Here is a 15006-nt window from a genome sequence, read left to right on the forward strand (position 1 = left end):
AATGACAAAAAGACTAGGAAAAGGCATTTTTGAGTTAATAGGGAATAGCACATTAGAAATTAACAACAACATCAGTACTGATACCCACCTTACAATGCCGATAAATTTATTAAACCCTAGTACATCACAACCAAGAAAAACTTTTAATCAAGAATGTCTTAAGGAACTGGCAGAATCTATTTCCAAACACGGCATAATACAACCAATAATCATCAGAAAAAATCCACATAAAAAAGGATATGAAATAATAGCAGGAGAAAGAAGATGGAGAGCTAGCATACTAGCAAAATTAAAATCAGTACCTGTAATTGTAAAAGAAATAAGTGATAGTCAGTGTTTAGAATTATCAATCATAGAAAACATACAAAGACAAGATCTAACACCTATAGAGGAAGCTGAAGCATACTCTAACCTCATCAATACTTTTTCTTATACACATGAAGATTTAGCTTCCATTATAGGTAAAAGCCGTAGTCATATCACAAATATGATAAGAATATTATCTTTACCAACTTCTATAAAGTCTATGATAAACGATAAACTTATATCATTTGGACATGCCAGAGCTTTAATAAATATTGAAAATCCAGAAGCAATAGCAGAAAAAATTATTTCTTTAAATTTAAACGTAAGACAAACTGAACTATTAATTAAAAATTTACAAAAACCACATAAGAAAAAATCCAAAGAAAACTTAACAGAACTAGAGCAATCACTATCTGAAATATTAAATTTACAAATTAAAATAAACGGTTTAAAAAACAAAGGCAGTATTGTGATAAAATATAACAATACACAACAACTTAACTCAATACTAGAGAAGCTCAAGAAAGTAACTCAAACATAGACTTTCAATATAACACCAAAGATATGTAACTTTCGAATACAATTACTGTTTTTTTTTTACGCAAAAGTAATTCTTAAAAATCACTATATATAAAATTGTAATTGAGCTAATTATACATAGCATATATTATAATATAAATTATGGTTTACGTATATTAATGGAAAATGATTTAATATGCCTCGGTGTGATTACATCATCTCACGGGATTAGCGGACATGTAAAAATAAAAACTTTTACAGAAAACCCAGAAGATTTTACATCTTACGGAACATTAACTGATGGGATAAACACGTACGAAGTAGAAATAATATCTATCATATCACAAAACATAATAATTGCACAAATTAAAGGCATAGTGTCAAGAACCGATGCAGATTTACTAAGAAACAAAAAGTTTTTTGTAGAGAAAAACAAATTACCTAACCCTACAAATGATGATGAATTCTATTATAGCGATTTAATAGGGCTAAACGTTGTTTTAGAAAACAATAATGTTTATGGAAACATAAAGAAAATCCACAATTTTGGATCATGTGATATTATAGAAATACGTCTTTCTAATTCAAAAAAAAGCACTATGTTACCTTTTACAAAAGATATATTCCCCTATGTCAATGTCAAAGAAAAATACATAATAATAACATTGCCAGAAGTTATAGGAAATAACAGTGACATTCAACGTTAACGTTTTAACCATATTTCCAGAAATGTTTCCAGGAACATTAAGCCATTCAATAATAGGTAGAGCCCTAAATAAAGGCCTTTGGAACCTTAATGTTATCGATATAAGATCATTTGCAAAAGATAAACATAAAACTGTAGATGACAGGCCTTACGGCGGTGGACCTGGAATGATAATGAAAGCAGATGTTATAGGCTCAGCAATAGATGAAGTATTAAGTAAAAACAAAAACACAAAACTAATATACATGTCCCCCAGTGGAATAAAATTAAATCAAGATATTTCTGGACAATTAACACATTTTTCTAATATAACTATACTATGTGGTCGCTTTGAAGGAATAGATAAGAGAATTTTAGATTTTTATGATTTTCATGAAATAAGTATTGGAGATTATATATTATCTGGTGGAGAAGTTGCTTGTATGGTTCTCATAGAGACTTGTGTCAGGCTTATACCTGGGGTAGTTAGTAATACACAAAGTATACGTGATGAAAGTTTTACCTTAGACTATAAGTTAGAATACCCTCAGTACACACGTCCAGCAAAATGGAGGGGATTAGAGGTCCCTGATGTTTTACTCTCTGGAAATCATAAAAAGATTAACCTTTGGAAAGCCAATCAATCTTACTGTATAACCAAGCAAAGGCGTCCTGAATTGACTGGTACCATAGATGGAGATATATATGAGTGATTTGCTTAAGGAGTTCAATGAACAACAAATGAAATTGTTGTCCAACAAAGAAATACCAAAGTTTAGTTCAGGTGATACACTAAGAGTAAGCATGAAAATTTTTGATGGAGTAAGCGAACGTTTACAGGTATTCGAGGGAGTATGTATCAAAAGAAAAAATAACGGGTTACACTCTTCATTCACTTTAAGAAAAATAAGTTACAATGAAAGTATTCAATTACAGGTGTTTTTATACTCTCCCATAGTAGAGTCTATAGAGGTTATTAAATTCGGTAGAGTACGTAGAGCAAAGCTTTATTATATGCTCAGTCTATTTGGTAAATCTGCAAGAATAAAAGAACGTAGTGATAGGACAAAAAAGCTATCCTAATTACAATTTCATACAGTATATCTCAATTTTGTAATTATTATTTATCACACATTGAAAATTTACATGTAGGTGCTGTTTATTACAAGTTTTAAGGTTTTACCTATTTGAAGCTTTTCAGTTAGTTTTCTCTAATTGCTTGTACCTTTAAAAGGGCTGAACACATAAATTCCTTTCATAGTAAAGAGTAATTAGTAGCATATATGCTAAAAGTACTACCACTTACTGTGTAGTTAGTATTTAGATTTTGGCTATAAAACTTTACTTCATTTTATGTAACAGGAAATCCATAGCTGCACTTGCTGATGACATTTGTACTTTACATCTATTCATATCACTAAAGTAATATTTTTTACAATCTCTTTCTATATTTGAAGCATAACCTATATAAACCAAACCTACTTGCTCATCACCAACTCTAGGACCAGCAAACCCAGTGATTGAGACAGACACATTAGCCTTTGAATTTTCTAAAACACCAACTGCCATCAAAACAGATACTTCTGAACTCACAGCTCCATATTTACTAATAAGATCTTTATCAATATTTAAAAATTTAGCCTTAGATTCATCTGAATACACTACAAAACTAGAATCTAACACTTTTGATGCACCTGGGATACAAGAGAATAGAAAAGACATTAATCCTGCTGTACATGATTCAGCTATTACTATTTTAGAATTGTTTTCTATTAGTTTCGAGACACAAGTTTCAGCTTTTTTTAATATTTCTTGTTCTATTATCATGTAATAACACTATCAAATTATAAATAAATTCATATAATCACTACAAAGCAAATCATACAATAAAATTTAGCAACAAAATAACAAAACATAAATATATTAAGTCAAAAAATCCATATACTATTAATAATAGAAGTAATATCTTATAAATGTTTACTAACTTTACTTACAACAAAAAACACAGTTATTAAGTTATAAAAAGTGTAGCTCCTCAAATTCTCCATACAAAATTATTTAAGAATAGCAATTGAGTTAAAAAATACAATGTAACACACTCAAAATTAAGATATAATAGCAAAATAAAGTTGTGACTTTAAAGATTAAATAGTAACTTATGGTTAATATAATATGATAAACATCCACTTTAGTAACAATTTATGCAAGCAGTTTCATCGTGGAATTAAAGGACATGATATAGTAAATGACCTATTTCCAAAATTAAAAAACGAAACAATAGCTGCAAAAGTAAACGGAGAATTATACGATTTATCAAGAGAAATCATAGAAAATTGCACTTTTGAAGTCATAACGATAAACAGCGAAGAAGGTCTTGAAATTATACGTCATGATACTGCTCACATCATGGCACAAGCCGTGAAAGAAATGTTTCCAGATGTTCAAATAACTATTGGACCAACTATTAAAGACGGTTTTTATTATGATTTCGCAACAAATCATAACTTTTCTAGTGATGACCTAGAAATAATAGAAAAGAAAATGATAGAAATTATAAATAAAAATGAAAGCTTTATACGGGAAGTATGGTCTAGAGAAGAAGCTATAAAATTCTTCTCAAGTATAGGAGAAGACTATAAGGTCAAAATAATATCTAATATTCCAAGTAATGAGAATATTACTGTTTATAAGCAGGGAAGTTTTACTGATTTATGTCGTGGACCACATGCACCTTCAACAAAAACATCAAGAGCATTTAAATTAACAAAAGTATCTGGATCTTATTGGCAAGGCAATTCAAATAATGAAAGATTACAAAGAATTTATGGTACAGCATGGCGTAATGAAGAAGAATTAAAACTTTACTTAAATAATTTAATAGAAGCAGAAAAAAGAGATCACAGAAAAATTGGTAGGGAATTAGAGTTGTTTCATATTCAAAATGAAGCATGCGGTCAAATATTTTGGCACACAAAAGGGTGGACTATTTATCGTATTATAGAAAATTATATACGAAAAAAACTAGAAAATAATGGATATATAGAAGTAAAAACCCCCATATTGTTAAACAAAGAACTTTGGGAAAAATCAGGACATTGGGATAAGTTTCGTGAAAACATGTTTTTAAGTGAAGCAGAAGATAAAACTTTAGCCATAAAACCAATGAATTGCCCATGCCACATACAGATCTTTAACTCAAAAATTAGAAGTTATCGAGATTTACCAATACGAATGGCAGAATTTGGAACATGTCATAGGTATGAAGCATCAGGAGCATTACATGGGTTAATGAGAGTTCGCGGTTTTACTCAAGATGATGCTCACATTTTCTGTACAGAAAGCCAAATTACATCTGAAGCTCTAAAGTTTTGTAATTTACTCATAGAAATCTACAAAGATTTTGGTTTCACCGATATTCTAGTAAAATTTTCAGATCGTCCAAAGAACAGAGCTGGTAGCGATGAAATATGGGATAAAGCTGAAGCAGCATTAAAGAAATCAGTCGAAGTTGCTAACTTAAGTTATGTTTTAAACCCTGGAGATGGAGCATTCTATGGACCAAAATTAGAATTTACATTAAAAGATGCTATTGGCAGAGAATGGCAATGTGGAACTCTACAAATGGATTTCGTATTACCTGAAAGGTTAGGTGCCTACTATATAGGTAGTGATGGGAAAAAACATCATCCAGTAATGCTACACCGTGCTATCTTAGGTACTTTTGAAAGGTTCATAGGAATATTAATTGAACATCATTCAGGCAAATTTCCAATGTGGTTAGCTCCTATACAATTATCAATATTAACTATCAGTGAAGATTCCATTAACTATGCTAATTCCTTGAAAATAAAAGCCGAAGAACATAATATAAGAGTTGAACTAGATACTACAAACGAAAAAATAAATTATAAGATACGGAACCATATCCACAAGAAAGTACCTGTGTTCTGGATAGTAGGTAAAAAAGAAGTTGAAGAAAATTCTGTATCTATACGTTATTTAGAGTCCAATAAGCAGCACGTTATGCCTATTGATAAAGCGTTGAAAACATTATTAACTTGTGCTAGCATCTAGTAAATTTTAGTCAGGAGTGTAAGATTGAAAACAAAAAAGTTCTCTAATAAAAACAAGATTAATGAAATGATCACAGCAAAAAAAGTAAAGCTTGTTGATCAAAATAGTGTTATGATTGGAGTTGTAGACATTGAAGAAGCCTTATCTAGAGCTAAAGCTGTCAATTTAGACTTAGTTGAAATAGTACATGATGATCAATATCCTTTATGTAAGATATTTGACTACAGTAAATATAGGTACAGCCATAAGAAGAAAATAAGCGATTCAAAAAAGAAACAAAAAACCATCATAGTAAAAGAACTTAAGTTTAAGCTTAATATTGGAGATAATGACTATAACGTAAAATTGAACATGTTACGTGGATTTATAGAAAGAGGTGATAAAGTAAAAATATCGCTAAGATTTATAGGAAGGGAAATACTTCATCCAGAAGTCGGAATGGAGATTATAGAAAGGTTAATAAGAGACACCGCTGATATTGCAAAACCTGAAAATTTACCAAAAAAGGAAGGTAATATAATTAACATGGTATTAACTGCAAAATAAAATTTTTATATAACTCCAGAGCATTATAGCATTTTTAAGTTGTAATGCTCTAACTTCCAAGAATTGGTTTGATTATTAACAATACTCACAGTGAAGTGAAGACATTCTAATTCAAGCAGCGTATAATAGAATACAAAACATACTATAAACTTTAATCGACACAACATACCAGGAAAAATTACTATCAATTATATCATGGCTACAATAAGAATTAAAAAATTGTAAATATAAAACTAGTTGACAATATATCAATGTTATTGCTCTGGAGCACAGGGCATTATTACCTTTAATTACTGCTTACAAAACTTTCAAAAATACCACATTTATCATCATCTTTAATAAAAACTTCAACATCTCTAAGATTTTCTTTCGTAGAATACTTTATATTTATTTTTAGGTTAAAATCCAATATGTCATTTAATAAGTCAGGCCACTCTATAATTCCCACTCCATCATCACAAATGGATTCTATTCCTAAATCATACACCTCACGCAAGGAATTAATTCTATACAAATCAATGTGATATATCGTAAATTTATTAGAATGATATTCATTAATAATACTAAAAGTAGGACTACCCACATCTTCACATGGAGCTAATGCATGAACTAAAAACCTAACAAAAGTAGTTTTGCCAACACCTAAATCCCCAACTAAAGATATACTGTCGCCTTTTTTCAAACCTAAAGCAATAAAACGTGCCAATTTCTCCAAAAATACTAAATCTACAGAACTATATTTAAATTGCAACACATTCTTCTTGAAAAAAAAATTACTTACGTTCGCCTTGCAAATTTAGCAAGCTTATAAATATATTAATGTAATTAAAATATAAAGTAGTTGCACCCAGTATAGCCATCTTATTCACAGAAGAATCAGTGCCATCATTAAACTTATAATACATATCCTTAATTCTTTGAGCATCATACGCAGTCATACCAGTAAATACAACCACCGCAACAACTGACAAGGCAAAATGTAATGGTCCACTACCTAAAAACAAATTAACCAGTGAAGCTATAGCTATCCCTATAACACCCATAAATAAGAAAGTCCCAAACTGAGACAAATCCTTTTTAGTAACATTACCATACCATGCCATTACACCAAACATGGAAGATGAAATAAAGAACACTTTTGCAATACTCGCTGCCGTATATACTAGAAACACATAAGAAATAGATACCCCAACTAATGCCGCAAAGCTAAAGAATATCATCAATATGGCTTGAAAGCTTAAAACATTCAGCTTATACGACATTAGAAAAACTAATCCCATAGGTGCAAAAACAATCACCCAGTGTAAAGGAGTATTATATACCATAGAAATAACAGCAGGAGAAGAAGCCACAAAAAATGCTACTATACCAGTCAAACCTAAAGCCATAGCCATGTAATTATATACTTTTACTAGATAATTCCTCAGTCCAGCGCTATAGTAAGCACCTTGCTGTACATTACTGTAATTATCCATAAATACTCCACTTCAGAAAAAACCACTGAATTATAGCAAAAAAATATAAAAATATCAATACAAATTTATCATGAATCTTGTAAAAGATGTCTTGTCTCACAACAAATTTGCTCAACATCCTGCATATTGGAGTTAACGCTAGCACCTTTAGGTAGTCCATTACGTACTTCATTAGATAATTTATCATGTTGTTGTGTACTCATATATAGCATCAGTCCATACCCAAAACAAAATATTGCCATACCAACAGCACGAACTATTAATGCCATTGGAAACGCATCCATACCAAGAGGACCAAGAACTCCTGTATACATTGCACCACCTCTAGTCTCAAAAGAAAGCAACACTTTCCCAGCTAAAATTAAAAAAGTACCAAAAAATAGACTAGTAAGAACTAATGATTGAGCAACACTGTATGTAGACTTACCATCTTTATTCTTATTTTTATTACATTTAATCATGTAAGAACATAAAAACATACCTGCAGCTATTGTGAAAAGTATATTCCCTACAGTATCTACAATTCCCTGCAAGTTAAACGCAGTATCAACAGGAATTTTACTGACATCAAAAATTGCTGGAAGTGTCAAACTAAAAACAGCAATCGCTTGCATAATAGTAGTACAAAATGTACCTGCAAGATCAAACTTATTCGCATGCGTCTCACAAAAGTTTGCAAATTTAATACTAGTAGGATTTACACGTTCATCAAATTGATCTTGACTGATTCTTTTCAATTTTTCATTTACTTTTCTTTTTTCCCTTTCTAAATATAGAACATTGTATAAACCTGCTATAAGAAAAGTTACACACAAAAACAAGGCTAAATAATCCATAAAATTAGCAAAAAGTGTTAACTGATTTTGCGTTAAATCCAGAACCCCTGATTGCATGACAGCAAATGAAACAAAAACTACAAAGTAAAGAACACTTGTAACCATAACTATTTTCTTTCTAATCAGATCTTGACGATCCAACTTCAATAACATACTATTGTATAGTTTCCTTTGTATATCACCTCGACTAATGCCTTCATATTGTTCAAGTTGTCTTCTATCTTCACCAAACATTCTACCCTCCACGCTCACAACAAGTACACACTTACTTTTAGAATCAAATGATAGTTCTACAGTTATATTATATCATAACTATAAAAAAAAACAAAACCATTAACTTGTTTACTCTCTGATAATATAAATATTTTTTAATATACTAAAAAAGGTATAAAAATGCAAAACATTATTATTAATTATTTTATATAAAAAAAGAAAAAATATGAAAATAGGAATAAATGGATTAGGTCGTATTGGAAGATGCTTAATAAGAGCCATATACGAAAATGAATTATTATATAAACACAAAATAGAATTATCTGCATTAAATGGATCTACATCACCAGAAACACATGCACATCTTATTCAATATGATTCTGTTCATGGAAAATTTCCACATAATGTAACATCAGAAGAAGGATATATAATAATAAATGATAAAAAAATCCCATTATCAACAGAAAAAGAACCTAAAAGCATTCCTTGGGAAAAACATAACGTAGATATCGTACTAGAATGTACAGGAAAATTTAATAAAAAATCTTTAGCAGAACAACATATAAACTCTACAGTAAAAAAAGTTTTAGTATCAGCACCCATGCAAGATTCTGATGCAACAATCGTATATGGTGTAAATAATGAAATGCTAAAAAAAGAGCACAATATTATCTCAGCTGGATCATGCACAACAAACTGCATAGCACCTATTTTAAAAATCATGAATGATACTATAGGAATCAATAATGGATTTATGACAACTATACACTCATACACAAATGACCAAAACTTAGTTGATAACAATCACAAAGATGTAAGAAGGGCAAGAGCATGCATGATGTCTATAATTCCTACTACAACAGGAGCAACAAAAACTATTGATTTAATAATACCAGAATTAAAAGGAAAACTTAATGGAACCGCTGTACGTGTACCTACAGCAAACGTATCCATGGTAGACTTAGTTTTTAATTCCATTAAATCAACTACTGCTAATGAAATAAACGACATAATAAAAAATTCTTCACAAAACTCCAAAGTAATAAACATAACAGATAAGAAATTAGTATCTATAGACTTCTGTCACAGTACATATAGTTCAATAGTAGATGCTGATGAAACATATGTTACCAATAATAATCTGTGTCGTATAGCAGCTTGGTATGACAATGAGTGGGCTTTTGCTATGAGAATGTTAGATATAGTATTACTATTATCAGAAAATCATATTTAAAAAATGTAGGTAAGGATTGTATTACTTAAGAAATTAAGATTATAACTATCTTTACCTATAAAATACCTGGCCACGAAAACACATTTATAAGTACAAAGCAAAGCTTAATAACACCTATAACCTGTTATAAAGGTATGCAACAAAAAACATAGACATATATTGCTCAACTACTAAATACTTTTAAATGACAAGTACAGAATTCTTACCCACTGTAACAATACTATACACTTTAAGTATAATAAATTTGGTATTATAAAAAAAAATAAGTTTTATAGTTACTTACTTTTTAGATAATTTACCATGGATGATATCATGTCTTGTATCCCAAGATATACATTATAAAGGCTATCATTCCTCATATACGCAGAACAAGAAAATATTCTGTTTACATCATCCTTAACAGATTTAATAGTAGGACAATCAACATGAACTCCTCCCATTTTATCTATTAAACCATTAGAGTCTTCTCCTATTGTCACCTTAACCTTTGCAATATCTTTTAATAATGCAACTACTACTGCAGGTGATATACAAACTGCCCCTATAGGTTTTTTAGCATTATAAAACTCACGCACAGCATTTTTAAATTCAGGTAGTATATAATCATTTTCCTTATCTTCATCAAATAAGTTAGAAAAATTTTTTGCTACTCCATAGCCACCAGGAATTACTAACATATCAAACTCTTCTACTCTAATTTGTTCTATATCATATACAGAACCTCTAGCTATTCTTGCAGATTCAACCAAAATGTTTCTTACTTCTCCTACCGATTCCTTCTTTTTATGATCTACAACTTGTTTTTGATTTTTATTTGGTGCAAAACATTTAAAATTTACATTATGCCTATCAAGTTCAAGCATAACTAAAACAGCCTCTCTGATCTCTGAACCATCCATATGACCACAACCAGCTAAAATAACAGCAGAATTTAATGCCATAATTAAATACCCTTTTCTGGAATAAATGCTAATTTTATAAAAACTATTTATAATTTACAAATTTATTTGAGTATTATAATATTACACAATTGTATTTATTATCGTTTACCTAATAAACAATGAACATATTACTAATAGGATGCGGTAACTTAGGAAGTATATTATTAAATAAATGGTCACATAGTGATCAAATATCAAAAGTGACTGTAGTACAGCCTAGCTTATCAAAAAAGGATACTTTTAACAATATAACTAAGGTAGTCTTTGTAAAAAGTCATGAGGAAGTAGATAAAGATTTTATACCTCAAATTGTAGTAATTGCAATAAAACCACAACTGGTGTCTGATGTTATGCCAAACTACAGAATTTATAGTGAATCTGCATCTTTTATATCTTTATGTGCCGGAATTGATATTAATTTTCTAAAAACATGCTTAAGTCCTACAGCAACAATAATTAGGGTAATGCCTAATATTGCCATGTCACTAGGCAAAAGTGTAAACCTTTCTTATATAGAAGAAGAATTACCACATGAAAAACAAAAAGTATCAACTATTTTTAATAACACAGGACTTATATATTGGATACAAAAAGAAGATATCTTTGACAAATTATCTCCTATTACTGGTTCTGGTCCTGCATACTTTTTTTCTCTTGCAGAAGAATTAGTAAAAAATACTATAGCTGCAGGTATCAATGAAGAAGATGCTATTAAACTTGTATCTCAAACATTTATAGGAAGTGCTAAATTGCTAGAAACAAGACAAAATACTATAAGTCATCTTATATCATCTATAACAAGCCGCGGCGGAATAACACAAGCTGCACTGCAGGTGTTAAATTTACATTTACCTCAAACAATTAGTTCATGTTTAAAGGCAGCCATGGAAAGGCTATTATACTTAAAAGGATTAGATAAAAATAAATAATAAGTGTTACGCAACACTTATTAGTAGTTATTTTTAGAAAAAATAAACTAAAAATTTTATTTGATATTTCTTTAAGTTAAATTATAATGCAAAGGGTAATATGAGCAAAGGGCTTGTGAAGCCGGTCAGGTTAGGAATAAAGCAGCCGTAGCATTGTTTCTTTGGGTTGTATTGCCCATTTTTTATGTTACCATTCTACAATGAGTTTTGCATTAAAGTATAGACCTAGTAATTTTAAAGATCTCATAGGGCAAGAGGTTTTAGTTCGTGTTCTACATAATGCATTTCACTTAAATAAAATACCAGAATCTATACTTTTGACAGGTATTAGTGGTGTAGGAAAAACTACCGCTGCAAGGATAATATCTATGTGCTTAAACTGTATTTCTGGACCAACGTCTGATCCATGTAATACATGTCAAAATTGTATATCTATAAAAAATTTCAACCATCCAGATGTAATAGAAATAGACGCAGCAAGCAACACAAGCATAGAAGATGTTAAAGTGATTTTAGAGAATTCGCGCTACATGCCAATTAGTTCAAAATTCAAAGTATACATAATAGACGAAGTACATATGTTATCTAATAGTGCATTTAATGCCCTACTGAAAGTACTAGAAGAACCTGCACCTTATGTAAAATTCATTTTAGCAACAACAGAAGTAAAAAAAATACCTGTAACTATTATATCTAGATGTCAGAGGTTTGACTTTCAAAGGATATCCACAGATAAACTTGTAGATCATCTAAAAGTCGTGGCAAAAAAAGAAAATGTATCCTTCGATGAAGAAAGTATAAAATTAATAGCATATAATGCTGATGGATCTATACGCAATGCTCTATCTTTATTGGAGCAAGCTGCTATATACAGTAATAAAATCTTATCTGAAAACATCACAAAAGAAATGCTGGGTTATGTTAGTAGACATACATTACTAGAAATAATAGAACCATTAATTATAGGGAATGCTACAGAAGCTCTAAATAAATTTGAAGAAGCATGTAACTCGTATAACTCTGTTATAATTTTAGATAATATGTTGCAGATTATTTATGAAATATGTTACTTCTCTATAACAAAAAAAGACAACTCTACATCTGATAACAGTATTATAACATATATAAAAAACGAAAAGATTTTATCTCCTACATTTCTATCAAGGTTATGGCAAATGCTTTTTAAAGGTATACAGGAAGTAAAGTCATCTAGCTGTATAAAGCAGGCTGCAAATATGCTAATCATAAGGTTATGTTATTTGTCATCTTTACCATCTCCAAAACAAATAATAGATAAGATTCAAGGAAAAATAAACAACACATCAGATATTAACCGTAAAGCATTACTTGAATTGTTAAAAAGTAATAACATGCAAGACTTATATAACCAAATTTACGAATCTGAGTCAGAAGTAAAAAATTATAAAGATGAAGCATTAAATATAGAAACTAACCAGGCATTATCTAAAGATTTTCATGAGGATTCACTAAATTTTTTCAATAATTCAACAAATAAAAAATGTAATGTACCCATTGAACAAAATTTTGATATAAATAAAAGTAGTAATCCATGTTATAATCAACATCTTGATCCAACTGTTTGCAATATATTACAAGAGTTCGATGGAGCAAAAGTTATAAATATAGAAAACATAAAAAAGAACAACAATAAGGAGTGAGCTATGTACTCTAGCGATCAATTATCTAACTTACAAGAGATGATAAAAAAGAAGTTTTCCGACTTTCAAGAACACCAAAAATCTCAAATATTTGAAGGTTCATCACTTGGTGGAAAAGTGTCTGTAAAAATTAGTGTATCCAATATGGTAAGCTATCAAGTTGTTGAAGTAAAATTAGACCCATCACTTCTACAAGAAAAAGCCATTTTAATAGAAGATTTAATTAAAGCAGCACTGAACGATGCTTTAAAAAAGTCATCCGATTACAATAAAAATCTTGTAGGTTCTTTATTATCATTTGGCATATAATAGAAAAGACATGAGTTATAAAATAGCAGTAGTAGGTGCCACAGGAAATGTAGGTAGGGTTATTCTGAACATTCTGGCAAGCAGGTCATTTCCAGCAAAAGAGGTTGTAGCGCTAGCATCAAAAAAGTCTATAGGTAAAAAATTAAGTTATGGAGATGAAGTATTAGAATCCCAAGACTTAGACAGTTACAACTTTACTAATACAGACATAGCAATTTTTTCAGCTGGATCTTCAATATCACAACAGTACGCACGAACAGCAGCAAATAAAGGATGTATAATTATCGACAATACTTCCTTATTTCGTATGGAAGATGAAATACCATTAGTAGTTCCAGAAATCAATCCAGAAGACATAGCTCAATATTATAAACATAACATTATTGCCAATCCAAATTGCTCTACTATACAAATGCTTTTAGCTTTAAATCCATTACATAAAATATCGAAAATAAAGAGAGTTGTAGTATCAACGTATCAATCAGTTTCTGGTGCAGGAAAATCTGCAATGGATGAACTCTATTCACAAACCAAGGGCACGTTTATGAACCAAAACATTGCCCCTAAACAATTTACAAAAAGAATTGCTTTTAACTGCATTCCACACATAGATGTTTTTATGGAAGATGGTTCAACAAAAGAAGAATGGAAAATGGCCGTAGAAACAAAGAAAATATTAGATAATAATATAGAAGTAAGTGCAACATGTGTTAGGGTTCCAGTATTTGTATCACATTCTGAATCATTAAACGTTGAATTCTTATCTGAGATTTCAGAAGAAGAAGCTTATGAAGCATTAGAAAATGCTCCAGGAGTTATAATCCTTGATAGGAGAGAAGATGGTGGATACGCAACACCATTAGACAGTGTACATGAAGACGAAGTTTATGTATCAAGATTAAGAAAAGACAACACAGTAAAACATGGTCTTAATATGTGGTTAGTAAGTGACAATTTAAGAAAAGGTGCAGCATTAAATGCAGTACAAATAGCAGAAATACTTGTTAATGATTACCTTTAAAAAGATATTTTTAAAATAGCAAATATTGTAACACTATATGAATTACCAGATTTATTTCAGCACCGCTTATTTTTATAATGCACACGAGTAATTCCTTTCTTCCTATTAAAAAATGGTCTAACTTGAAAAAATCTTTTTATTAACACATCAATATAGATGTTGAATTATGTGGATAACTAGAGTTTACTACAGCATCATTTACATTAAGACACACAAGTAAAGCCACTCTTATTGCAAGT

16 protein-coding genes and 1 other RNA gene are annotated in these 15006 nt (G+C 30.1%); 12 read left to right on the forward strand and 5 right to left on the reverse strand.

The features are described 5' to 3' along the window. Positions 1-58 precede the first annotated feature (58 nt). The 4 genes from ECH_RS00020 (at position 59) to rplS (ending at position 2593) form a co-directional block, all read left to right on the forward strand. Positions 59-847 carry a ParB/RepB/Spo0J family partition protein gene (locus ECH_RS00020; protein WP_410517895.1) on the forward strand — a complete coding sequence of 263 codons (789 nt, stop codon included), beginning with the start codon at positions 59-61 and terminating at the stop codon, positions 845-847. A 157-nt stretch (positions 848-1004) separates the two neighbouring features. Continuing rightward, entirely contained in the window at positions 1005-1532 is a 528-nt protein-coding gene (gene rimM, locus ECH_RS00025; protein ID WP_006010628.1) for a ribosome maturation factor RimM, read from the forward strand. A 22-nt stretch (positions 1533-1554) separates the two neighbouring features. Further along, a complete protein-coding gene (gene trmD / locus ECH_RS00030) occupies positions 1555-2223 on the forward strand; it encodes a tRNA (guanosine(37)-N1)-methyltransferase TrmD (RefSeq protein ID WP_230577179.1) in 669 nt (222 codons plus the stop codon). Continuing rightward, complete coding sequence (gene rplS, locus ECH_RS00035) at positions 2216-2593, forward strand: 50S ribosomal protein L19 (RefSeq protein WP_011452343.1); 378 nt, start codon at positions 2216-2218, stop codon at positions 2591-2593. Before trmD ends, rplS begins: the two co-directional genes overlap by 8 nt. Before the next feature lie 258 nt (positions 2594-2851). Here rplS and ECH_RS00040 read toward each other — a convergent pair whose 3' ends face one another. After that, positions 2852-3337, reverse strand: coding sequence for a CinA family protein (locus ECH_RS00040; protein WP_011452344.1), 486 nt, complete (start codon positions 3335-3337; stop codon positions 2852-2854). Positions 3338-3682: 345 nt separating this feature from the next. On the opposite strand from ECH_RS00040, the gene thrS reads away from it, so the two are divergent. Then, entirely contained in the window at positions 3683-5584 is a 1902-nt protein-coding gene (gene thrS / locus ECH_RS00045) for a threonine--tRNA ligase (RefSeq protein ID WP_011452345.1), read from the forward strand. Positions 5585-5608: 24 nt separating this feature from the next. Next, positions 5609-6130, forward strand: coding sequence for a translation initiation factor IF-3 (infC, locus tag ECH_RS00050; protein ID WP_011452346.1), 522 nt, complete (start codon positions 5609-5611; stop codon positions 6128-6130). Between the two features lie 286 nt (positions 6131-6416). On the opposite strand, the gene tsaE is transcribed toward infC, so the two are convergent. From tsaE to ECH_RS00065, 3 genes are all read right to left on the reverse strand, one after another. After that, the gene (gene tsaE, locus ECH_RS00055; protein ID WP_011452347.1) at positions 6417-6884 is read right to left on the reverse strand and encodes a tRNA (adenosine(37)-N6)-threonylcarbamoyltransferase complex ATPase subunit type 1 TsaE; all 468 of its coding nucleotides are present in this window, start codon (positions 6882-6884) and stop codon (positions 6417-6419) included. Between the two features lie 19 nt (positions 6885-6903). Continuing rightward, positions 6904-7605, reverse strand: coding sequence for a Bax inhibitor-1/YccA family protein (locus ECH_RS00060; protein WP_011452348.1), 702 nt, complete (start codon positions 7603-7605; stop codon positions 6904-6906). A 68-nt stretch (positions 7606-7673) separates the two neighbouring features. Next, a complete protein-coding gene (locus ECH_RS00065; RefSeq protein ID WP_158298166.1) occupies positions 7674-8687 on the reverse strand; it encodes a hypothetical protein in 1014 nt (337 codons plus the stop codon). A gap of 193 nt (positions 8688-8880) precedes the next feature. On the opposite strand from ECH_RS00065, the gene gap reads away from it, so the two are divergent. Further along, entirely contained in the window at positions 8881-9888 is a 1008-nt protein-coding gene (gap, locus tag ECH_RS00070; protein ID WP_011452350.1) for a type I glyceraldehyde-3-phosphate dehydrogenase, read from the forward strand. A 275-nt stretch (positions 9889-10163) separates the two neighbouring features. On the opposite strand, the gene elbB is transcribed toward gap, so the two are convergent. Next, positions 10164-10829 carry an isoprenoid biosynthesis glyoxalase ElbB gene (elbB, locus tag ECH_RS00075; protein WP_011452351.1) on the reverse strand — a complete coding sequence of 222 codons (666 nt, stop codon included), beginning with the start codon at positions 10827-10829 and terminating at the stop codon, positions 10164-10166. 119 nt (positions 10830-10948) lie between these two features. On the opposite strand from elbB, the gene ECH_RS00080 reads away from it, so the two are divergent. The 5 genes from ECH_RS00080 (at position 10949) to ECH_RS00095 (ending at position 14767) form a co-directional block, all read left to right on the forward strand. After that, a complete protein-coding gene (locus ECH_RS00080) occupies positions 10949-11758 on the forward strand; it encodes a pyrroline-5-carboxylate reductase family protein (RefSeq protein ID WP_006010400.1) in 810 nt (269 codons plus the stop codon). 90 nt (positions 11759-11848) lie between these two features. Beyond that, an RNA gene (ffs, locus tag ECH_RS04725) (signal recognition particle sRNA small type) lies at positions 11849-11941 on the forward strand. Positions 11942-11958: 17 nt separating this feature from the next. Further along, entirely contained in the window at positions 11959-13437 is a 1479-nt protein-coding gene (gene dnaX / locus ECH_RS00085; protein WP_006010402.1) for a DNA polymerase III subunit gamma/tau, read from the forward strand. A 3-nt stretch (positions 13438-13440) separates the two neighbouring features. Then, positions 13441-13746, forward strand: coding sequence for a YbaB/EbfC family nucleoid-associated protein (locus ECH_RS00090; RefSeq protein ID WP_006010404.1), 306 nt, complete (start codon positions 13441-13443; stop codon positions 13744-13746). Between the two features lie 10 nt (positions 13747-13756). Continuing rightward, positions 13757-14767: an aspartate-semialdehyde dehydrogenase gene (locus ECH_RS00095; protein ID WP_006010406.1), complete on the forward strand. Its 1011-nt coding sequence runs from the start codon at positions 13757-13759 to the stop codon at positions 14765-14767. The last annotated feature ends 239 nt before the right edge of the window (positions 14768-15006 follow it).

Source organism: Ehrlichia chaffeensis str. Arkansas, assembly GCF_000013145.1.
In the GTDB taxonomy this organism is placed as follows: domain Bacteria; phylum Pseudomonadota; class Alphaproteobacteria; order Rickettsiales; family Anaplasmataceae; genus Ehrlichia; species Ehrlichia chaffeensis.

What these genes read in the sequence shown, in the direction of transcription:
- ECH_RS00090 (WP_006010404.1), top strand. Translation starts at nt 13,441, where the DNA reads ATGTACTCTAGCGATCAATTATCTAACTTACAAGAGATGATAAAAAAG.
- ECH_RS00040 (WP_011452344.1), bottom strand. Translation starts at nt 3,337, where the DNA reads ATGATAATAGAACAAGAAATATTAAAAAAAGCTGAAACTTGTGTCTCG.
- rimM (WP_006010628.1), top strand. Translation starts at nt 1,005, where the DNA reads ATGGAAAATGATTTAATATGCCTCGGTGTGATTACATCATCTCACGGG.
- ECH_RS00095 (WP_006010406.1), top strand. Translation starts at nt 13,757, where the DNA reads ATGAGTTATAAAATAGCAGTAGTAGGTGCCACAGGAAATGTAGGTAGG.
- gap (WP_011452350.1), top strand. Translation starts at nt 8,881, where the DNA reads ATGAAAATAGGAATAAATGGATTAGGTCGTATTGGAAGATGCTTAATA.
- ECH_RS00080 (WP_006010400.1), top strand. Translation starts at nt 10,949, where the DNA reads ATGAACATATTACTAATAGGATGCGGTAACTTAGGAAGTATATTATTA.
- elbB (WP_011452351.1), bottom strand. Translation starts at nt 10,829, where the DNA reads ATGGCATTAAATTCTGCTGTTATTTTAGCTGGTTGTGGTCATATGGAT.
- dnaX (WP_006010402.1), top strand. Translation starts at nt 11,959, where the DNA reads ATGAGTTTTGCATTAAAGTATAGACCTAGTAATTTTAAAGATCTCATA.
- trmD (WP_230577179.1), top strand. Translation starts at nt 1,555, where the DNA reads ATGTTTCCAGGAACATTAAGCCATTCAATAATAGGTAGAGCCCTAAAT.
- ECH_RS00060 (WP_011452348.1), bottom strand. Translation starts at nt 7,605, where the DNA reads ATGGATAATTACAGTAATGTACAGCAAGGTGCTTACTATAGCGCTGGA.
- thrS (WP_011452345.1), top strand. Translation starts at nt 3,683, where the DNA reads ATGATAAACATCCACTTTAGTAACAATTTATGCAAGCAGTTTCATCGT.
- rplS (WP_011452343.1), top strand. Translation starts at nt 2,216, where the DNA reads ATGAGTGATTTGCTTAAGGAGTTCAATGAACAACAAATGAAATTGTTG.